This is a genomic window from Flavobacterium crocinum (assembly GCF_003122385.1).
GTDB lineage: Bacteria > Bacteroidota > Bacteroidia > Flavobacteriales > Flavobacteriaceae > Flavobacterium > Flavobacterium crocinum.
In genome coordinates, this window is record NZ_CP029255.1 from 5,410,080 (window position 1) to 5,431,692 (window position 21,613).

Consider the following 21,613-nt stretch of genomic DNA (forward strand, 5'->3'; position numbering starts at 1 on the left):
CAACCCAAAAACATGACAAAAATTTTACAAGCCTTACTGCTGTTCCTCGCTATTGCAGGTTACTCGCAGGAAACCCGAACTATTACGGGAATCATTCAGGACGCGACAGATTCTTCACCAATTCCGGGTGCATCAATCTTTGTTGAAAATAATTCCATTTCAAACAAAACTGCTATGGCAGGTATTATTCATAGTGAAGCTATTGGAACTACTTCAGATTTCGACGGTAAATTCACCTTGAAAGTGGCAAAAAATGTTACTGCTTTGAGAGTTACTTTCATGGGATACAAATCGTATACTTTGGAATTAGACGGTCAAAAAAATTACACCATTAACCTAACATCTGAAACAGCTAAACTTCAGGAAGTTGTAGTTACAGGTTATCAAAAAATTGAGAAAAGAAAAGTTACCGGTGCAATTGCGAAAGTAGAGATGGCCAGCATTCAACAAGCCGGAGTTGCCAGTGTTGACCAAATGTTATTAGGACAAGTAGCAGGGGTTGCCGTTACTACACCATCCGGAGCACCTGGAGCACCAGCTAAAATTAGAATTAGAGGTACTGCTTCTCTTAATGGTTCCCAGGATCCACTTTGGGTTCTTGACGGATTACCATTAGAAAGTGAGGATGTGCCTAAAAACTACGATAAGGATAATATCGATTTATTAGCTAATTATTCTATCGCAGGATTAAATCCTGATGATATTAAAGATATTACTATTTTAAAAGATGCTGCTGCAACTTCTATTTATGGTGCGCGTGCTGCAAATGGAGTTATTGTAATTACTACTAAAAAAGGAAAAAGTGGTAAAATGGTAATTAACGTTAACACTAATACTTTTATCAATCTTAAACCTGATTTTGATAAATTAAATTTAATGAATGCTAACCAAAAAGTTGATTTTGAACTTGGTTTGGCTAGTCGTTCAGATTTAACATATAGAGATACCAATGGTGAAGTCGCTCGTATTTTAAACGGAGCGAATGAATTAAATACTTTCAGAAATGGCGGATTCTCTTCTTTGAGTCCAACTACTCAAAATGCAATCAATGCTTTAAGAAACAATAATTTTAACTGGGGGAACTTAATTTACCAAAATGCAATTAATACACAGCATGGTTTAAGTATGTCCGGAGGAGGTGAAAAATCAGACTACTATTTTTCTGCTGGCTTTTATGATGAGCAAGGAACTACTATCGGAACTGGTTTCAAACGTTACAATTTAACTTTAAAAAACAATTACGAAGTATCAGACAGATTTAAAGTTGGCGTTGGACTTTTTGGCTCAGAGTCTATAAAAAACTCTTACGTTACAGATGTAAGTACAAATACAAATCCTGCTAATTATACAAGAAATGTAAATCCGTACCTGACACCTTATAATGCTGACGGAAGTTATAATTATGACCAGGATATCACAGGATATTCTGATCGTTACATTCCATTTAATATTTTAGAAGAGAGAGCAAATACTTCATACGACCTAAAAGCAAGAGCCATAAAAGCTATTTTAGATGCTGAATATAAAATTACAGATCATTTAAAAGCTAATAGCCAGCTTGGTCTTCAGTTAGACAATACTTCTTCTGAGAAATTCGCCGGTCAAAACAGTTATTATACAAGGAGATATAGAGAAAAATCACGCTATTTTTCTAATGGTAGTTTTAATTACTTTCTTCCAAATGGTGGTGTAATTGAAAATTCTAATAAAGACTTTTTTCAATATAATTTAAAGACAACCCTTAATTACTCGAACACTTTTGCTGATAAACACGAGGTCGAAATTATGGTTGGTAATGAAATCAGAAGAAATTATCAAACTGCTATTTTTACAAAAGGATTCGGTTTTGATGAAAACACCTTAACAACGCAGCAAATCGTTTTTCCTAATGCTGACATGGCAAACAACTCTGAATACAGAACGTATCGTAAAGAACAAAATGAAAATGCATTTGCTTCTTTCTTTGCTACTGCTTCTTATACCTACAACAGAAAATATACTGTTTTTGGAAGTGCCAGATATGATGGTTCAGATTTATTTGGTGTAGATCCAAAATACAAATATTTACCACTTTGGTCTGGCTCTGCAGCCTGGTTGGTTTCTCAGGAAAACTTCTTAAGAGACAGCAACGTTATTTCTAACTTAAGACTACGTGGTTCTTATGGTTTACAAGGAAATATCGACAAAAATACATCTCCATTTGTTGTAGGAGAAAACAAAACTACAACTATTCTTCCGGGACAGACAGAACCTACAATTGTAGTAGTTAGTCCTCCGAACGAAAAATTACGTTGGGAAAAAACTACGAATACAAACTTTGGTGCAGACCTTGGATTGTTTCACAACCGTATCAGTATTATTGCTGATGTTTACGGAAGAAAAAGTACCGATTTATTAGGTAACAGAGCATTACCATTAGAAAATGGTTTCGAATTTACAAACATGAACTGGGCTCAGGTAACGAATAAAGGTTTCGAACTTTCTATCGCAACAAAAAATATTGATCGCCCAAATTTCAAATGGACTACCAACTTTAACCTTGCACAAAACAAGAGTAATGTTGACCGTATAGAAGTTCGTGATACTGATTATATGCCAAACAGAGAGGGACGTCCTGTAAATGCAATTTTCGGATTTAAAACAAACGGAATTGATGAAAACGGAAATCCATTATTCGTAAACAAAAAAGGAGAAACAGTAAACAGCCAGACTTTCTTCGGATTGTATGATGTTTTAGCAGACATATTCCCGGGAGAATTTTCTCAATCTAACTTATCGGCAGCAGAATTTAGAGATTTATTTACTTATTTAGGAGATAGAGATCCTAAATTTACAGGAGGTATTACTAATACTTTCAAAGTGGGCAATTTTGATCTGGCAGTTGTGGCTTCGTTTACTTTAGACCAAACTATGGTTGAAACTCCACCTTATTATGGAGCTGAAGTAGACAGAGGATTAAATTATTCGACTAGAATTTTAAATGCCTGGTCACCAACTAATACATCTTCAAACCTGCCTGGTATTACAAGTCAGACTTCCGGAACAGGAGATTCATGGATGGCTTACCAATGGTATTCAGGAGGAAATCAAATTAAAACAATGAATTATCTCGATACCTGGGTTCACAAAATGAGTTATATGAGATTGAACAGTATGCGTTTAGGATATACACTTCCAAAAGCATTTACAGATCACATTAACATTCAAAGCATTAGACTGAATGTTGAAGCAAGAAACTTATTTGTAATCAGTTCTGATTTCAAAGGTTATTTTGATCCTGAAACTTATGGAAATATTTATGCTCAGCCAGTTCCTAAGTCATTTACTGTTGGATGTAATGTTACTTTTTAATACTATCAAAAGATGAAAAAATACTCAAAATATATATTGTTTTTTATCGCAGCGCTTACCGTAAGCAGCTGTGATGATTATCTGGATGTAACGCCTATTGGTAAAGTAATTCCGGAAACATTACCACAATTTCGTGCCGTTTTAACAACAGGATATTCTGTTTATCCACAGCATAAATCATTGACTGAAGTTCGTGCAGACGAGCTTACCTTGAATGAGTTTAGCGATGATTTTATCTATTACAGAGATATCTACATTTGGAAAGACAGCAATCCTGACAAGATTACAACCACTTTTCAATATCAGAATTTATATACTGTAATTTTTTACACCAATGTTTTAATCAACGAAGCTTCTAAAAAAATCGAAACTTCTGCAGAAAGAGACCAATTAATTGGAGAAGCTTACGCATTAAGAGCAATGGCTTATTTTGATTTGGTTAATCTTTTCGGAAAACCATATAATGCGGCAACTGCAGCAAGCGACAAAGCAGTGCCGTTAGCATTAGAAATAGATTTAGAACAGGCTTTTATTCCTCAAACCGTTGAAGTAATTTACAATCAGATTATTTCTGATACTAACGAAGCAGAGAAATTACTTAATGTAACATCTCAGCCAAAAGGATTAAATTACCGTTTTTCTAAAGCTTCATTATACAGTTTAGAAAGCCGTATTTACCTGTATCAAAAACAATGGCAAAAATCTCTTGATGCAGCAAACAAAGCATTGGCGATTAATTATAATTTAATTGATTTAAATGCAACAAAAGTTTTAGCGAACAGATATGACAGCGCTGAATCTATTTTAGCACTTGAAAATACATTTATCAATAGTTTAAAATCGGTTTCATATGCTTCGCCGGATTTAATTGCCACTTATAACAAAACAACAGATTTACGTTACCCTCTTTACTTTTTAGCAAGCGGAAGCCGTTTCAGAATCCAAAAAGGAGGAGAAGACGCTCAGAAATGTTCTTTTAGATCTTCTGAATTATACCTGACAAAAGCAGAAACTTTATTAGAGTTAAATAATTTGGCGGATGCCAAAACAACTGTAGTAGCTTTTATTGCAAAACGTTATACTCCGGCTGGCCTAAGTGACCTTACAACTTCTGTAAATGCAATGAACACAACTGATTTAGCAACGTTTATTGCTAACGAAAGACGCCGTGAATTTGCTGCTGAAGGACACCGTTGGTTTGACCTGAGAAGAACTTCTCAAAAACAAATCATTCACACTGTAGATGGAAATGAACATACATTGATACAAAACGATCCGCGTTACACGATTATTTATCCTGCAAACGCGAGATTGAACAATCCCAATCTATAATACCTATTTGTTTTTTAAGAAGGTCCAGTTTTTTAAGCTGGGCCTTTTTTTATTGCAAAAACTAATTACTGAATTATCTTTGCAAATAATTAGAGAAAACCAAATGTCTAAAAAATGAAAGTTGCAATCGTCGAAGACGAATATCTGGCGTCCAGTTATCTAAAATCCATTTTAGAGCAACAGGATATTTTACCAATTTCAGAAATCAGTGTTCTAAAATCGGTAAAAGAAGCTGTTATTTTCTTTAGCGAAAATAAAATCGATTTAGCTTTTATGGACATTCATTTGGGAGATGGAAAAAGTCTTGAAATTTTCGAAAAAACCATCGTCTCCTGCCCTGTCATCTTTATCACGGCTTACGATTCGTATGCCATTTCTGTTTTCAAACATTTTACAATCGATTATCTTTTAAAACCTTTTGAAGAATCAGAATTGTTAGAAGCACTTCATAAATTCAAAAAAATAAAAGACAGTTTTAACAGCGACTCTACGCTTCAGTCTCTTGTTGCCATAGAAAATCCCGAAAGCAATAAAATACAGCGCCATTTCTTAGTAAATCACGGTTATAAACTGATTTCTATAAACGAAAGCGAAATCACTTATTTTGCAGCAACCGGAAAGCATTTATTTATCTACTTAAAATCAGGAAACAGTTACTTATATAATAGTACCATAACAGATATCATAAATAGTCTTGATTCGTTTCATTTTTTCAAAATAAACAGAAAGTATATTGTTCATCGAAGCTGTATCAAAGAAGTCGTAAAACATTCTCATCAGAAAGTCGAACTCATTTTAACCGTTCCTTCAGTAGAAAACGATCCCATTTTTATCAGTAAAAAGGAAATCCACAACTTTAAAAACTGGCTGGATCAATAATTTAATCATTATTTAGCCCTAATTTGATGTTAATTTCAAAATTAAAAAACTGAAGATTTGACAATTTGTGATTTAAAATCCGACTAAAAACTGTCAAAATCACTTTAAAACGTTAAATTAGCGTTATAGAAATCATAAAATTGAGGTTTCACAATCAATGAGATAGCAAAAATTTTTCGTTTATTCTTTATCTTTGAGAGTATAGAAATCAAATGTAAAAGAATATGCCACACAATCGATTTTATCCGGATGAACAATTTAAAGAAATAGAAATAAATGCCTCATTACAACTTAAATATGCAATTTCAAACAGAGGAAGACTAATTAGCTTTACTGACGAAATTGAAAACGGCCGAATCTTAAAAGGCGGTTTAAGCGACGGATATCCAACTTTCCGTTTTAAGGTTAAAAAAGATGATAAAATCGTCAACAAATATCTTTTCTTATACAAGTTAGTTGCCCAATATTTTATCCCGAAAGAATCTGAAGATCAAACTTACGTATTGCACTTAGATTACAATCGAAGCAATGATGATGTAAAAAACCTTCGCTGGGCAACCAAACAGGAAATGATGGCACACAGCCGTAAAAGTCCTCGTGTAATTCAGGCGAAAAAGAACCTGATCGAACACAATCTAAAAGCCGACGGAAGAAAACTAACAACAACTAAAGTCATGTTAATCAAGAAGATATTAGCAAGACCGGAACAAAAAACCCGTCTTAAAATGATCGCGAAACAATTCGGCGTAAGCGAAATGCAGATCAGAAGAATTGCCAGCGGAGAAAACTGGGGACACGTTAAGGTTTAAAATGTTTATAGTTTATAGTTTATAGTTTTTGGTTTATAGTTAAATACGCTTAACCTTTAACTCATAACGCTTTAACTTATATTTAGCCACAGATTATTTGGATTAAAAGGATTTTTAAAAAATCTATGTTAATCTTTATAATCTGTGGCTTATTTTTTAGTTCTAGTAAAATTGCTATTAATTACAAATTGTCAGGCTGAGCGGAGTCAAAGCCGTCGCAAAGTTTTTCCATCTGAATTAAATTATAAAAGCCACAGATTATTTGGATGAAAAGGATTTTTAAAAATCTGTGTTAATCTTTATAATCTGTGGCTTATTTTTTAGTTATAGTAAAATTGCTATTGATTACAAATTGTCAGGCTGAGCGGAGTCAAAGCCGTCACAAAGTTTTTCCATCTGAATTAAATTATAAAAGCCACAGATTATTTGGATTAAAAGGATTTTCAATCTGTGTTAATCTTTATAATCTGTGGCTTTATTTTTTTTTTAAATTAAAAGCACTTCTCTCTATTCACCAAGGACTAATTACTAAGAACTAATCACTAAATCACAAAAATCAATTCATAATTCACAATTTACAATTCACAATTACTTCAGTTTCTGTGAAAAGGTCAAAATCTCTGACTTTAAAAACAAATTTTCGGGCTTTCATTTAAAATAAATCCTTAAATTCGCAAGCACAAATAACAAAAGAATAAATCGAAAGATGAGTTTCGGAATTATAAAATTCATTTTTCGATAGTTAATACTAAAAGCAAAAAAAATGAAATACGACGTTATTGTTTTAGGAAGTGGTCCTGGTGGATATGTAACAGCAATTAGAGCTTCACAATTAGGCTTTAAAACTGCTGTAGTAGAAAAAGAAAATCTTGGTGGAGTTTGCCTTAACTGGGGATGTATTCCAACAAAAGCTCTTTTAAAATCTGCTCAGGTTTTTGATTATTTAAAACACGCTTCTGACTACGGATTAAAAGTTTCTGAATTCGATAAAGACTTCCCTGCTGTTATTCAACGCAGCCGTGGTGTTGCTGAAGGAATGAGCAAAGGAGTTCAGTTCCTGATGAAAAAAAACAAAATTGACGTTATCGAAGGGTTTGGAAAACTAAAACCAGGAAAAAAACTTGACGTTACGGATAAAGACAATAAAGTTACAGAATACAGCGCTGATCACATTATCATTGCAACTGGTGCTCGTTCTCGTGAATTACCAAACTTACCTCAGGATGGTGTAAAAGTAATTGGATACCGTCAGGCAATGACTTTGCCAACTCAGCCAAAATCTATGATCATTGTGGGTTCCGGAGCAATTGGAGTGGAGTTCGCTCACTTTTACAACTCAATGGGAACAGATGTTACTATCGTAGAATTTATGCCAAACGTAGTTCCTGTTGAAGACGAAGATATCTCAAAACAATTTGAGCGTTCTTTGAAAAAATCTGGAATTAAAGTAATGACTAACTCTTCTGTTGAGCGTATCGACACAACAGGTGCAGGAGTTAAAGCTTTCGTTAAAACGGCAAAAGGAGAAGAAGTTTTAGAAGCTGATATCGTTCTTTCTGCTGTTGGAATCAAAACAAACATTGAAAACATCGGCTTAGAAGAAGTGGGTATCGCTGTTGACAGAGATAAAATCTTAGTAAACGCTTACAACGCAACTAATATTCCAGGATACTATGCAATTGGAGACGTTACTCCAGGTCAGGCTTTAGCTCACGTAGCTTCTGCTGAAGGAATCAACTGTGTGGAAAAAATTAAAGGTTTACACGTAGATCCAATCGATTACGGAAACGTTCCAGGTTGTACTTATGCAACTCCGGAAATCGCTTCTGTAGGTTTAACAGAAAAACAAGCGAAAGAAAAAGGTTACGAATTAAAAATTGGTAAATTCCCATTCTCAGCTTCTGGAAAAGCAAAAGCGGCTGGAAATGCTGATGGATTCGTAAAAGTAATCTTCGATGCTAAATACGGAGAATGGTTAGGATGCCACATGATTGGTGCTGGTGTTACAGATATGATTGCTGAAGCAGTTGTAGCTCGTAAACTGGAAACTACTGGTCACGAAATCCTTAAATCTATCCACCCTCACCCAACAATGAGCGAGGCTGTTATGGAAGCTGTAGCGGATGCTTACGGCGAAGTAATTCACTTGTAAAAATATACCGTTTTACGGTTATATATAATTTTTCAATTTATAAAATCCGATTTGTGAAAACAGATCGGATTTTTTTTATTCTCACAGTTTTGACGTTTCAATCAAAGAGAAACCCGGGTAATAGAGAACCGGAAATGCTTTATCTAAAAGCACTTTTGTTAAACTGAATCCATTTGCAAAACATTCTCAACCATCCATAAGGAAAACATATCCATACAAAAATTTGTTCAAAACTTAATGTAAGAAAATATCTTCTTTATTTTATATTTTTTTACTTTTATCCCTTTAAAATCGGGACTGTCACACATCAGCAAAATCAAGACAATCTATTCTGATCTAGCAATAAGAAAAAAATAAAAAACTTCTTTAAAACTCATGATATAAACTATATATCATTAAAAACAATTCAGCAGACAACAAAAAACTCTTAAACTTTATACACGATGGAAGAAACAAAAATATTCTACGCCGACGGAGAAAATCCAAAAATGATCGAAGCTTACAAAAAGGCTCAGGAAACCTTTAAATATTTCTGGAGAGAATTATCCTGGGAATACCGCAGAATAATTCCCGGACTAGACGTTGCCTGTGTAAAACTGGCATTTACACAAGAAATTGACAATGAAACTGTCGTAGAGCACATGTGGATTAACGATGTAAATTTTGATGGAGAAACGATATACGGAATTTTAGTAAATGATCCGGGCGAACTGACAAATGTTGCTAACGGAGACGAAATTGCAATTCCGGTAAATCAAATCAGTGATTGGTTATTTGCTATTAACGGACAGACTTATGGTGCGTTCACAATTCAGGCTATGCGTTCTGAAATGAGCGAAGACGAAAGAGAATCTCATGATGAAGCCTGGGGATTGAATTTTGGTGATTTTAATGATGTTTTGGTTGTTAATGAACAAAAAGAAAAACCAGAAAATCTAATTGAGCATCCGATGAGCAAAAACATGAAAGAAAGCCTTATTGAATTTGTAAACAATAATCCAGAAGAAGTAACTCATCAAGATGAATTAGGATATACTTTTTTACATCGAGAAGCCATTGCAGGAAATCAGACTTCAGTTGAAGTCTTATTAGAGTCAGGCGCCGACAAAAACGCTAAAACTGAAAGTGGTAAAACACCTTTTGATTTTGCCAAAGAACTAAATTGGGAACATTTACTTCCTCTGCTTCAATAAAATTTAAAAAATCCGGTTTACTTCAATAAATCGGATTTTTTTATGCAATTCACTTAAAAATAAATATTCTTTTTTGATAACATTTTCACGGCATTTTTTAAATAATAAAGCACTAATTTTGCAGCGCCCTAAAAACAAATATCTGCCATGAAAAAAATATTGTTTCTACTTACGATTGTTCTTTTTTTACCAAATCATTTTTTTGCACAGACAGAAACAAATATGTCTGCCGTATTTGCGAAATCTTATGATTATGTAAATGACTTCGAAAAAATTCTTAATTCGGGTCAGGTAAAAACTTTAAACGATTTTTTAAAATCAAGTGAAAACAAGACTAAAAGTAAAATTCTAATTGTCACCACGTCTTCAATAGCTCCTTACACAGACCTGACCGATTATTCTCTGGCTTTAGATAAATATATGCTTGCAAAACTAAAAATCGATACTTCTATTTTAATCGTAATTAGCAAACAATTAAGACAAATCCAAGTTCAGGGTGTCGAAAAGATAAGAGCCAAAATGAGCGATCAGGAAATGAAAGACATTATAACTACCTATGTAGTACCTGAATTAAAAAAAGGAGATTATTACAAAGGCTTAGAGCAAGGTACAAAACAACTTATTAAAAAAATAGAATAAAATAGCAATCCGGTCTACTTCTGTAGATCGGATTTTTTTTATAAAAAATCCCTTTTCTGCTATAAAAGCAATATCTTGTATATTCAATAAATAAGAAAATAACGATAATGATTTTACAAGATTGTTAAAAGATTTATCAGGACAATTAGTAATCAAACCAGAAGAAAATATTTTTTTACTTATAACTCAATTAAAAAGAAAACAATGGCAAACACTTTTTATTCCTATTCCGCTTATATTTTACCTTCTTCAAATGCGACGCTTACAGCATTAAAAGAACATTTGAATACTTTTTATCAGGAATCAGACAATGGAGATCAGCCCGAAATTGTGCTTAGTAATAATCAGATTACCATAACATTTAACGAGGAATATCGTTTCTATATTAATTTATCAGAAGAGAAACATATAAATGAAGAAGCTTTGGAAATTGCCCAAGATCTGGAAGAAGACTGGAACGAAAAACCTTTTGATAAAGAAAAATTAAAAACTGCTCAAAAACGATTTGAAGTTTGGGGAGATAAGGACTTTGATATGGATTATTTTAATGACAGTTTATTTATAATAGATCAGATTGAAAAATTTTCAGATATTATTATTTTTCAAAATATGTAAATATGCCAATCCGGTCTGCGACAGCTTATCGGATTTTTTTTTATGCTAAATTCCCTATTTTCCAATAAAAACAATATCTTGTCTACTCTATAAACTACATATAAAAATGAATTTAGAAGACTATAAGAAAACATTTTCAGAAGATGACGCTGTTGGCTGGCTGGAAATCGACAAAGAATTTGATCGTCTGTATCCCAGTCAGGAACCCAAACATTTTGCACCTGCAATTAGTTATATGCTTGGCGGCGATAATCCGCTTGACGGCGTAAGCTATTATGAAAGTAAAAGCCAGGAAGATCACTTTCATTTTATTACTTACGGCTTTTCGGAATTATATTATAACGAAGAAAAAGCAGACGGAGAATACAGCAAATGGGGATTTGAACTCACCTTTAGATTAAAACCTTTTGAAGCCGATAACGGAAACCCAAGCTGGGCTGTAGCTTTATTACAAAATATTGCCAAGTATGTCTTCAATAGTGGTAACTGGTTCGAAAAATTTCATTATATGCCTGCAAATGGACCACTTCGGCTTAATACTGATACCGATATTACCGCTTTAGTTTTTGTTACCGATCCCGAAATAGAAAAGAAACAAACACCTCATGGAGAAGTTTCTTTTTTACAAATTGTAGGAATCACTTCTGCAGAATATGAACATATTAAAGAAAATCCCGAAAGTGTAGAAGAATTAGTAAACAAACTGAGAGAAAAAAATCCGTTACTAATTACCGATTTAAATCGAAAAGATTAAACTAAAACAGATGATTAATTATAACAATAAAGGCTTTAAATAGAAATCCGATAAAAAAACAAGTTCGTTTTATTTAAAAACAGCTAGTATTATAAGATTAAAAACTCCAAAATATTCCAGCATAAAAATAGAATTTCAAATTAATGCCTCGAAAACAATAAAAAGCAGTTGAATTCTATAAAAGAAAAGGATTCATTGAAAAAAATAGAGGTCAGTCCGGTAGCGGAACCTACATTTTATTTGAGTTAACAAAAGAAATTGTGTAATTATACCGCAAAAATCATGAATCAGGAAATTCAAAATTATAATAAGTCTCAAACAGAATCAGATAAAATAATCTGCGACAAACTTTATGGAATTATAAATCAAATTTTACCTGAGGCCGAAAATAAAATCTGGCATGCGCATCCGGTTTGGTTTTTAGATGGAAATCCTATTGTAGGTTACAGCAAATTAAAAGGTTCCGTAAGATTACTTTTCTGGAGCGGGCAATCTTTTGAGGAAGAACAACTCCAAAACGAAGGTTCCTTTAAAGCTGCTGAAATGCGATACACCGATCCCAATCAAATCAACGAAGAAGATCTGAAACGATGGCTTAAAAAAGGCCGGGAAATTCAGTGGGATTATAAAAATATTGTAAAACGAAAAGGAGTTCTGATTCGTTTAATGACCAAACCCTATTAACCATAAACCAAATTAACCCAAAAAACCAAAATGAAATTTTTTTCCTTAACCGCCTTTTTTCTTTTAACTACAATAACTTTTTCACAAACAAAAATGCGCCCTGTAAACGAATTAATAGATCAAAATGATTCCGGATGGAAACTAGTAAAAGAATGGATTGATACTGCCAAGAACAAAGTAGAAATTCTTCCCTCCGATCCCCAAAAAGCAAAAGATGCTTTATACCAGACACAAGTCACTACAAATTCTCCTATGGGAGCTGTAATTTACAAAACGGGGGGTATCTTAATCGATAACGGATGGATTAGAATCTTAGGTTCTGGAAGTCCTAAATTAAACCGCAGCCTTCCTGCCTGGAATAAAGGAAAATCTTTTAAAGAAGCTGGAGAAACGCCTGCCTTTCTTCTAATTGCAGATGATGCCCTTGGTGGTTTTTATTTGTTAAACGGAGGAGCTCTCGGAAAAGATTTGGGCAAAGTATATTATTTTTCGCCTGATAACTTAGAATATGAACCACTTGATATTAGTTATTCTGAGTTTTTAGGATTTTGTTTTTCAAATGATCTGGATAAATTTTATGCCGGAAGCAGATGGAATGACTGGAAAAAAGAAGTTTCAGAATTACAGGGAGATCAGGTTTTTAATTTTTATCCGTTTTTATGGACTGAAGAAGGTAACGACATTAATAAAGTGAGCAGAAAGCCAATTCCTGTAGAAGAACAATACAGTCTTAATCTCGATTTAAGAAAACAACTGGGACATTAAAATTTTATAATTTGGGCATTCTCCGCCGTGGCGTTAGGGCTGTCCGCTAAATTCCCGATTAACAAAAACTACGGCTAGAAAGCCTTGTTTTTCTAAATCGGGAGATACCGCTTCCATCCCTAACGCATACCGTTTTCAAAAGGATATTTTGTGTTAAAATAATTAGTATTTTAGTAAGATCAGAACTACAACCTAAAACCTTCTAAATCATGCTAAAACAAATTATCTTCCTCCTTATTTTTTGTTTCGGGATTCAAATGAATTCTCAGGAAACTGGTTTTACAACTCCTGATTATAAAGCCATCGAAAAAGAAATAAACGATAAAAATTCGAAGTTTTTCTATCCCAAATTAATGGAAAGACTCACCAAAAATGATACACTTTTAACGCATGAAGAATACCGTCATTTGTATCTGGGTTATGTTTTCCAGCCTAAATATGATGCTTTTTGGAAATCTCCGAATGAAGAAAAACTAAACGCGCTTTACAATAAAGAAAAATTGGAAACCTCGGATTACGATGAAATTATCAAGTTATCCAATCATTCCTTAAGTGACTTTCCTTTTGATTTAAGACAGCTCAATTATCTTTCTTACATCTATCATCTAAAAGGAGACGAAGCGGCTGCAAAAATTGCTTCTTTCAAATTTCATAGCATTATGAATGTCATTCTCTCATCAGGTGACGGGAAAAAATGTGAAACGGGATTTCATGTTTTGCTGGTCGAACATGAATATGTACTTCTAAATCTTTTCGAATTGGAATCAAAAGGACAGTCTTTAGTCAAAAATTGTGACTATCTCAGTTTTGAAAAAGGCGCTTACAATGTCGAGGGCATTTATTTCAATATTGAAAAAATGCTAGAAAACGAAAGGAAAATGCTTCGCTAAATAAAACTCAAAATAACTATTATTAAAAATATTTTCGAAACTTCAACAATAATCTTGTTGGAGTTTTTTTTGATTAAAATTATATTTTTATTGTTTATCAATAAATTTTTATTAATTTAACATCATTAACTTTTAATATAACTACAATGGAAATTAAAATTGGAACATCACAGATCCTAAAAATTTTGAATATTTTCTCCTGGATCATTTTTATCGGGTTATGTGTAGAAGCCGGAATGTATCTCTTTAACGGAATTTATACCATGACTATAAATTCCTATAACGCACGTTTTTTAAACTTACTGGATGTTTATAATTACAGTACTTCTTTTTACATTCAGGAAATTTGTTTTATCAGTATTGTTGCCGTCTTAAAAGCAATTATGGTTTATTTAATTGTGAAATTACTGCACGAAAAAAAATTAAATATAGAACAGCCCTTTACAGCAGAAACCGGGCGTTTTATATCTTATCTTTCTTATCTGGCTTTCGGTATTGGTTTATTCTCTCTTTGGGCTGCAAAATTCAATGGTTTTCTTATTACAAACGGAGTAAAAGTTCCATCATTAGAAAGCTTAAATCTGGAAGGCGGAAGTGTTTGGATATTTATGGCAATCATACTGTTTGTTATTGGACAGATTTTTAAAAGAGGAATCGAAATACAATCTGAAATTGAATTAACCGTTTAAACGAAAAAATTATGCCTATTATAGTAAATTTAGACGTCATGATGGCTAAAAGAAAAATGTCACTGAACGAACTTTCAGAAAAAGTAGATTTGACTTTATCCAATCTTTCTATCTTAAAAACAGGAAAAGCAAAAGCGATTCGTTTCAGTACTTTGGAAGCTATTTGTAAAGTTTTAGACTGTCAGCCAGGGGATATTTTAGAATTTTCGGAAGACTAAATATTAATTATTTTCTTTAGAATTAATTTGTATTTTCGTACAAATTAACTGAATTTTCAAATCACCTAAAAAATGAACATTTTAATTGTTTATGTGCATCCAAGCAGAAAATCTTATACTTTTCAGGTTTTAGAAAGATTGAAATCGGTTTTGGCTATAGAAAAATGGAATGTTGAAATTTCCGATTTATACGCTTCCAATTTCGTCAGCGATATGTCTGAAGAAGAATACGAACGGGAAGGTTTTGCTAAAACACAACTTCCAATTCCGGCCGATGTTTTACAAGAGCAGGAAAAATTAGAAAAAGCCGATTGTGTTATTTTCCTTTATCCCGTTTGGTGGAGCGATTGTCCAGCCAAATTAAAGGGCTGGTTTGATCGCGTTTATTCGGTTGGATATGCTTACGGGCAAAATGAAACTTCCAGAAAAATGAAAACCATTTCACTTGGACTGGTAATCTGTACAGCCGGACATCCTAATACTTTTTTAAACGAAATCGAAATTGCCCAAAGCATGGAAAAAATCATGCTCGAAGACCGACTTGGAAAACGTTTTACAAACAAAGAAATGATTATTCTTGGAGGAACTTTAGATCTCGAAAATGTTATGGCAGAACATTTTGAAGAAATTAATCAAATTCCGAAAAAAATTAAATTGATAAAAAACTAAACCTTAAATCTAAAACTAATGACATCAGAAGAAAATGTAGAAAAATCAGTGTTTGAAGAAATTCCAACAGAAAAAATTTATTCAGAAAAAGCTATTCGCATTGCTACATTCTTTGCAGGACCACTTGTAGCCGGTTACTGTATTGCAGAGAATTTTAAAGTTTTTAATGATAAAGAAAAAGTTCAAAAAACCTGGTTAATTACTGCCATCACATCTTTTTTCATAATTTGTCTGGTTTTTCTTTTACCCGAAAATTTTCCTTCCATAATTTTTCCAATTATTTATTCTTTTATTGCTTCTTACTTTTTAAAAACTTATCAGGAAAAGAACATTCAAAACCATATGAGTAATGGCGGAGAAACTTATAGCGGCTGGAGAATGACTTTAATTGGAATTGTTAGTTTGCTTACTTTTTTAGCAATAATCGTGGGCGTTCTTTTAGTTGGCGACAGTCTTTAAGTAAAACTTAGAAAAACAGTATTGAGAATATGAATCTGCAAAAAATAAAAGTTTACCATCTATTCTGGATTGTTTCTTTACTTATTGTGATAATTGGAATTGTACAAAATAATGATCCAAACGCCACTTTGGATATAAATATTCATGATACTTATTTTGTAATACGAAATATGGATGCCACGATATTTCTTTCTGTTTGTTACTTTTTAATAGGACTAGGCTATTGGTTAATTCAAAAAATATTTAAAAAACAACTTGTAAAATTTCTAACCATAACCCATTCCATCATATTAATTGGAAGTTTTATTTTTTATTGGATTATTTTCTTTTGTAACCCACAATATCAGGTAAACAGTAATTTCCCTTTATATGATGATTATGTGTCTGTTAATACAGTTTTAATTATTGAATTTTTGCTAATATTTTTTGTAGCAACACCAATTTATATTATCAATTTACTAATTGGTATTTTTAGAAAAAACAAATAAGGGATTATATACAGATTTCGATAAAAGCCCGACAGGTTTTAAAACCTGTCGGGTTTGCTATTCAAGATAAATATTGTCCGAAACACACCTCAAAATTGTCTTTTAACCACCTTAAACATTTGATTTTTAGATTGTAATTTTACTTTACTAATTTCTAAATCAATCAAAAATGAGCACTCACGATTTTACCACAAAAATAATAGTTAACCAATCTCCCGAAGAAGTTTTTAAAGCCGTACAAAACGTTCGCGGTTGGTGGTCGGAAGAAATTGAAGGAAAAACAGCCAATTTAAATGATGAATTCGATTATCATTATGAAGATGTGCATCGCTGCAAAATAAAACTGACTGAAGTAATTCCAAATCAAAAAATCGTATGGTTTATTGAGCACAATTACTTCAAATTTACAGAAGACAAAACCGAATGGACCGGAACAAAACCGACTTTTGAAATCCAACAAAAAGAAGGAAAAACAGAACTTACTTTCACCCATTTCGGATTAGTTCCGGAATACGAATGTTTCGACATCTGTCGTGACGCCTGGACCAACTATATCCAGAACAGTTTGAAAAAACTTATTGAAACCGGAAAAGGGGAACCAAACGCGACAGGAAAACCACAAACAGAAAACGAGAAGAAGTTGTCAGCTAATTAATGGATTTTAGGCAGTAAATCTTAGATTCTTAGAAACTCAGTATCTTAGAAGCTTAAAAAAAAAGCTACAACAACAATAGATTTGGATACATCATTTGTTTAGATGTTGTACAACTTTGTCATATCTAAAATTCAAAACAAATGAAAATTATAATTACAGGTTCTTTAGGGAACATCAGCAAACCTTTAACTAAGGAGTTAGTACAAAAAGGACATTCTGTTACTGTTGTTACAAGCAGTAATTCGAGACAAGAAGAAATTGAAAAATTAGGAGCGTCTGCAGCAATTGGTTCTGTAGACGATTTAGATTTTTTAGCACAAACTTTTACCGGTGCAGATGCCGTGTATTGCATGATTCCACGTGCCAATTATTTTGACCCTAATTTGGATTTGGATGCCTTTACCCGTAAAATTGGAAATAATTATGCCGAAGCAATCCAAAAATCCGGTGTAAAACGAGTTGTTTTTTTAAGCAGCATTGGCGCACATTTAGAGCAAAATTCAGGAATTATTCAGCGTTACAATGAAATTGAATCTGTTTTTAACACACTTTCAGATGTTTCAATAACATTTATGCGTCCAACTTCTTTCTATTACAATTTACTGGCCTATATTCCGATGATCAAAAACCAGGGATTTATTGCTGCCAATTATGGAGCCGACCAATTAATTCCGTGGGTTTCTCCAAATGACATTGCAACCGCAATTACAGAAGAATTAACCACTCCGCTTGACGGAAGAAAAATTCGTTACGTTGCCAGTGAAGAATTAACAGGAAATGAAACTGTCAAAATTCTTGGAGAAGCAATTGGAAAACCCGATTTAAAATGGGTTTTAATTAGTGACAAAGAAACTTTCGATGGTTTGGTTAACATTGGAATGCAACCCAAAATTGCACAAGGTCTTACAGAAATGTACGCCGGACTTTATAATGGTACTTTAGGCGAGGATTACTATAAAAACAGACCTTCGGAAATGGGAAAAACAAAACTCGCAGATTACGCAAAGGAATTTGCGGCAATTTATAATTAAAAATTAAGTATCTTAGGTTATGGCAAATCAACAACCACACAGAGTAAAAAGCATCTGCGAATTTCACGAGTTTCGGGATTTGCCAAAACCTGAGCATCCTTTGGTAAGCGTTTACAATTTTGAAGATCTAAAATACCTTAACGAAGAAGAACCCAAAAGTCTGATACTTGATTTTTATTCCATTGCACTCAAAAGAAATGCAAATGCAAAAATGCGTTACGGTCAGCAGGAATATGACTTTAAAGAAGGCGTTTTATTATTTATTGCTCCGGGGCAGGTGTTTTCTATAGAAGGGAATGCCGAATTGCAGCATACCGGATATTCGTTACTGATTCATCCTGATTTTTTATGGAATACGCCTCTCGCGCAAAAAATCAAACAATATGAATACTTTGGATATGCTGTTCATGAAGCTTTACACTTGTCTGATAAAGAAGAAAAAATGATTATTGATATCATGAAAAATATCCAGCACGAATATCAGTCCAATATCGATAAATTTAGTCAGGACGTGATTATTGCGCAAATTGATCTGCTTCTCACCTATTCTGAACGTTTTTACAACAGACAGTTTATAACCCGAAAAATAAGTAATCACGAAATTCTGGCTCGTCTGGAAAAACTGCTGGAAGATTTTTTCAATACTGATTTCCTTACCCGAAAAGGACTTCCAACGGTACAGTATATAGCCGAAAATTTAAACGTTTCTCCAAACTATTTAAGCGGATTATTAAAACATCTTACAGGACAAAGCACCCAACAACACATTCATAACAAATTAATTGAAAAGGCAAAAGAGAAACTTTCAACTACAAATTTGTCCATTAGCGAAATTGCTTTCGAATTAGGTTTTGAGCATCAGCAATCCTTCAGCAAATTATTTAAAACAAAGACCAATTTTTCTCCATTAGAATTCAGACAATCATTTAATTAAAAAGAAACTTCTCTGAAAGTTTTCAAAAATCTTCCTAAATTCGTTGTACTAAAACACGAAAAATTATGAACCCACTTTTTAGAAACACTCTGGCAGTTCTTGCCGGCCTTGTTATTGGTAGTATTGTCAATATGAGTATTCTTTCAATTAGTGGTTCTATAATTCCGGCGCCAAACGGTGTAGATGTTACAACTCCAGAAGGACTAAAAGCAACCATGCATTTGTTTGAACCGAAACATTTTCTTTTTCCGTTTTTAGCACATGCCATCGGGACTTTTGCGGGAGCCTTGACAACTGCATTGATTGCAGCTTCGAACAAAACCAAACTGGCTTTTTTTATTGGAGCTTTCTTTTTGTTTGGAGGAATTGTAATGGTTTACACTTTGCCGTCTCCGGTTTGGTTTAGCATTATAGATTTAGTTTTTGCTTATATTCCGACAGCTTATCTGGCTTCTAAAATTGCTTTAAAAAAGAAATAGTCATGAGTATTGAATCTTCTGCAAAACCTGCCAAAAAATGCTACGAACATTTGGGAGGCAAACTAGGCGAATTGCTTTTGGAAAACTTTGCCGATAAAAAATGGATTGCCAAAAAATCTCCTTCAGATAAACATTTTTACATTACAGAATTAGGAGAAAAAGAATTTACAAAATTGGGAATTGATCTTTCCAAAATCAAATCCGAAGCCATTTAATTTTATAAAAATCAAGTCATTTTCTGCAATATTTATAGCGGTTAATTTCATACCTTAGTTTGCTTTAAAATTATTGAATTATGACTAAGAAAGAAATCGCTAAAAACTTCCTGAACCTTGCCGCTAAGGGGCATTCTCACGAAGGTTTTCGATTATATGTCGGAAAGAATTTCAAACATCATAACGCTCATTTCAAAGGCGATGCACAAACATTAATGCTAGCCATGGAAGAATCTGCAAGAACAAATCCTAATAAGATTTTTAAAATTCATCATATACTCGAAGACGAAAATCTGGTTGCCGTTCATTCGCACCTAAAACAAAGTCCCACAGATATTGGTTTTGCCGTAGTTCACATCCTAAAATTCAAAGAAGATAAAATCATCGAACTTTGGGATTTAGGTCAGCCAATTCCAAAAGAAACTATTAACGAAAATGGAATGTTTTAGTTTATAATTTTAGTGGTCAGTGTTCAGTTTTTTAGTGGTCAGTCAAATTAGCACTGAAAACTAGTGGTCAGTGTTCAGCTTTTTTTTTTAGTGGTCAGTCAAATTTGCACTGAATAATGAAACTAAAGATTGAGACTAAAAACTTAAATACTGAACACTAAATACTGAACACTAAAAAACTGAACACCGAACACTAAAAAACCTGAACACTGAACACTAAATGAACTTTATTACTAAAACCGCTCTATTATTACTTTTCACCTTTAGCAGCTGTCATTCATTGGCACAAAAAAAAGACGATTACAAAAAAAGCATTGACAGCTTAATTCAAAATACAAATCCGGTTTTTAATGGTGTTGTCATTGTTTCTCAAAACGGAAAAACAATATATTCAAAAGCTAAAGGATATTCCAATTTTGAAACTAAAAAACCTTTGACATTAGACAGTCAATTTGAAATTATGTCACTTACCAGACAAATTACGGCTGCTTTGATTTTGAAAGAAGTTGAAAAAGGTAAAATTGATCTGCATACTCCAATAAAAAAATACCTTCCCAATTTAAAACAAACATGGGCAGATACTATAACAATCCATCAGTTATTAAATCATTCGCATGGAATCACTGATTTACAAAAACCTTTGCTTTTTAAATCTGGAAGTGATTTTAAATATGGAAATGAAGGTTATCCAATACTCGGTCAGATTCTTGAATCTGTATCAAAAAAAAGCTATTCAGATCTTACTAATGATTTGTTTAAAAAGCTTAAAATGAACAATACCTTTTGTTACTCACAAGATAAGGACAGGAATTTAGTTACTGGATATATGAATAATGGTGGTACTTTAGAAAAAGCGGAGAATAATTTAATATCACCCTACAAAGTACCTTCGAGCGGTCTTATTTCTACTGTTAATGATCTTTTAATCTGGAATAATAATCTTCACAAAGGAAAAATTCTAAAACCCGAATCATACAAATTGATGACATCGTATACGATTAAAAATCAACATAATTTCTTTGGAAAAGAAAAAGAAGGCTATGGTTATGGTTTAAGAATTATTGAACAAGAAGCCATAAAATATTTTGGACATACTGGTCTTGGTAACGGATTTTCTGCTGTAAATTTGTATTTCCCCGAAAGCGACGTCAGCATGATAGTTTTAGAAAATCAGATGCCTGAAGATTCTAATTTGTTTTATGCATCAGAATTTAAAATCAAAAACATTCTTTTTAAAAGTGATTTGTTAAACCAAAAATAAACT

Annotated in this window: 23 protein-coding genes; all 23 read left to right on the top strand. The window is 33.0% G+C overall.

Features of this window, described 5'->3' with window-relative positions:
* The first annotated feature begins 12 nt into the window (after positions 1–12).
* Positions 13–3,351: a SusC/RagA family TonB-linked outer membrane protein gene (locus tag HYN56_RS22855; RefSeq protein WP_109194314.1), complete on the top strand. Its 3,339-nt coding sequence runs from the start codon at positions 13–15 to the stop codon at positions 3,349–3,351.
* A 12-nt stretch (positions 3,352–3,363) separates the two neighbouring features.
* Positions 3,364–4,683 (top strand): RagB/SusD family nutrient uptake outer membrane protein, encoded by a 1,320-nt coding sequence (locus tag HYN56_RS22860; protein ID WP_109194315.1) that lies wholly within the window; start codon positions 3,364–3,366, stop codon positions 4,681–4,683.
* 114 nt (positions 4,684–4,797) lie between these two features.
* Positions 4,798–5,562 (top strand): LytR/AlgR family response regulator transcription factor, encoded by a 765-nt coding sequence (locus HYN56_RS22865; RefSeq protein WP_109194316.1) that lies wholly within the window; start codon positions 4,798–4,800, stop codon positions 5,560–5,562.
* A gap of 224 nt (positions 5,563–5,786) precedes the next feature.
* On the top strand, positions 5,787–6,371 hold the full coding sequence (locus tag HYN56_RS22870; protein ID WP_109194317.1) for an NUMOD4 domain-containing protein: 585 nt from the start codon (positions 5,787–5,789) through the stop codon (positions 6,369–6,371).
* Positions 6,372–7,134: 763 nt separating this feature from the next.
* Positions 7,135–8,523 (top strand): dihydrolipoyl dehydrogenase, encoded by a 1,389-nt coding sequence (lpdA, locus tag HYN56_RS22875; protein WP_091491656.1) that lies wholly within the window; start codon positions 7,135–7,137, stop codon positions 8,521–8,523.
* A gap of 443 nt (positions 8,524–8,966) precedes the next feature.
* The gene (locus HYN56_RS22880; RefSeq protein WP_109194318.1) at positions 8,967–9,716 is read left to right on the top strand and encodes a DUF2314 domain-containing protein; all 750 of its coding nucleotides are present in this window, start codon (positions 8,967–8,969) and stop codon (positions 9,714–9,716) included.
* Positions 9,717–9,863: 147 nt separating this feature from the next.
* On the top strand, positions 9,864–10,355 hold the full coding sequence (locus HYN56_RS22885; RefSeq protein ID WP_109194319.1) for a TPM domain-containing protein: 492 nt from the start codon (positions 9,864–9,866) through the stop codon (positions 10,353–10,355).
* A 204-nt stretch (positions 10,356–10,559) separates the two neighbouring features.
* Positions 10,560–10,970, top strand: coding sequence for a hypothetical protein (locus tag HYN56_RS22890; RefSeq protein ID WP_109194320.1), 411 nt, complete (start codon positions 10,560–10,562; stop codon positions 10,968–10,970).
* A gap of 106 nt (positions 10,971–11,076) precedes the next feature.
* Complete coding sequence (locus HYN56_RS22895; protein ID WP_109194321.1) at positions 11,077–11,724, top strand: suppressor of fused domain protein; 648 nt, start codon at positions 11,077–11,079, stop codon at positions 11,722–11,724.
* Positions 11,725–12,006: 282 nt separating this feature from the next.
* Positions 12,007–12,408, top strand: a complete 402-nt coding sequence (locus HYN56_RS22905) for a DUF1801 domain-containing protein (protein ID WP_109194322.1) — start codon at positions 12,007–12,009, stop codon at positions 12,406–12,408.
* Between the two features lie 30 nt (positions 12,409–12,438).
* Positions 12,439–13,173 carry a DUF2625 domain-containing protein gene (locus HYN56_RS22910; RefSeq protein WP_240622620.1) on the top strand — a complete coding sequence of 245 codons (735 nt, stop codon included), beginning with the start codon at positions 12,439–12,441 and terminating at the stop codon, positions 13,171–13,173.
* 209 nt (positions 13,174–13,382) lie between these two features.
* Positions 13,383–14,063, top strand: coding sequence for a DUF4919 domain-containing protein (locus HYN56_RS22915; RefSeq protein ID WP_109194323.1), 681 nt, complete (start codon positions 13,383–13,385; stop codon positions 14,061–14,063).
* 146 nt (positions 14,064–14,209) lie between these two features.
* Positions 14,210–14,752, top strand: a complete 543-nt coding sequence (locus tag HYN56_RS22920; protein WP_109194324.1) for a DUF2975 domain-containing protein — start codon at positions 14,210–14,212, stop codon at positions 14,750–14,752.
* A gap of 11 nt (positions 14,753–14,763) precedes the next feature.
* Positions 14,764–14,970: a helix-turn-helix domain-containing protein gene (locus HYN56_RS22925; RefSeq protein ID WP_008468622.1), complete on the top strand. Its 207-nt coding sequence runs from the start codon at positions 14,764–14,766 to the stop codon at positions 14,968–14,970.
* Between the two features lie 72 nt (positions 14,971–15,042).
* Positions 15,043–15,639, top strand: coding sequence for an NAD(P)H-dependent oxidoreductase (locus HYN56_RS22930; protein WP_109194325.1), 597 nt, complete (start codon positions 15,043–15,045; stop codon positions 15,637–15,639).
* Between the two features lie 18 nt (positions 15,640–15,657).
* Positions 15,658–16,098: a hypothetical protein gene (locus HYN56_RS22935; protein WP_109194326.1), complete on the top strand. Its 441-nt coding sequence runs from the start codon at positions 15,658–15,660 to the stop codon at positions 16,096–16,098.
* Between the two features lie 657 nt (positions 16,099–16,755).
* Positions 16,756–17,241 (top strand): SRPBCC family protein, encoded by a 486-nt coding sequence (locus tag HYN56_RS22945; protein ID WP_109194328.1) that lies wholly within the window; start codon positions 16,756–16,758, stop codon positions 17,239–17,241.
* A 140-nt stretch (positions 17,242–17,381) separates the two neighbouring features.
* The gene (locus tag HYN56_RS22950) at positions 17,382–18,272 is read left to right on the top strand and encodes an NmrA family NAD(P)-binding protein (RefSeq protein ID WP_109194329.1); all 891 of its coding nucleotides are present in this window, start codon (positions 17,382–17,384) and stop codon (positions 18,270–18,272) included.
* A 19-nt stretch (positions 18,273–18,291) separates the two neighbouring features.
* On the top strand, positions 18,292–19,206 hold the full coding sequence (locus HYN56_RS22955) for a helix-turn-helix domain-containing protein (RefSeq protein ID WP_109194330.1): 915 nt from the start codon (positions 18,292–18,294) through the stop codon (positions 19,204–19,206).
* A 65-nt stretch (positions 19,207–19,271) separates the two neighbouring features.
* Positions 19,272–19,685 carry a hypothetical protein gene (locus tag HYN56_RS22960; protein ID WP_109194331.1) on the top strand — a complete coding sequence of 138 codons (414 nt, stop codon included), beginning with the start codon at positions 19,272–19,274 and terminating at the stop codon, positions 19,683–19,685.
* A 2-nt stretch (positions 19,686–19,687) separates the two neighbouring features.
* On the top strand, positions 19,688–19,900 hold the full coding sequence (locus HYN56_RS22965; RefSeq protein ID WP_109194332.1) for an ArsR family transcriptional regulator: 213 nt from the start codon (positions 19,688–19,690) through the stop codon (positions 19,898–19,900).
* Positions 19,901–19,980: 80 nt separating this feature from the next.
* Entirely contained in the window at positions 19,981–20,349 is a 369-nt protein-coding gene (locus tag HYN56_RS22970; protein WP_109194333.1) for a nuclear transport factor 2 family protein, read from the top strand.
* A 220-nt stretch (positions 20,350–20,569) separates the two neighbouring features.
* Positions 20,570–21,610, top strand: coding sequence for a serine hydrolase domain-containing protein (locus HYN56_RS22975; RefSeq protein WP_109194334.1), 1,041 nt, complete (start codon positions 20,570–20,572; stop codon positions 21,608–21,610).
* The last annotated feature ends 3 nt before the right edge of the window (positions 21,611–21,613 follow it).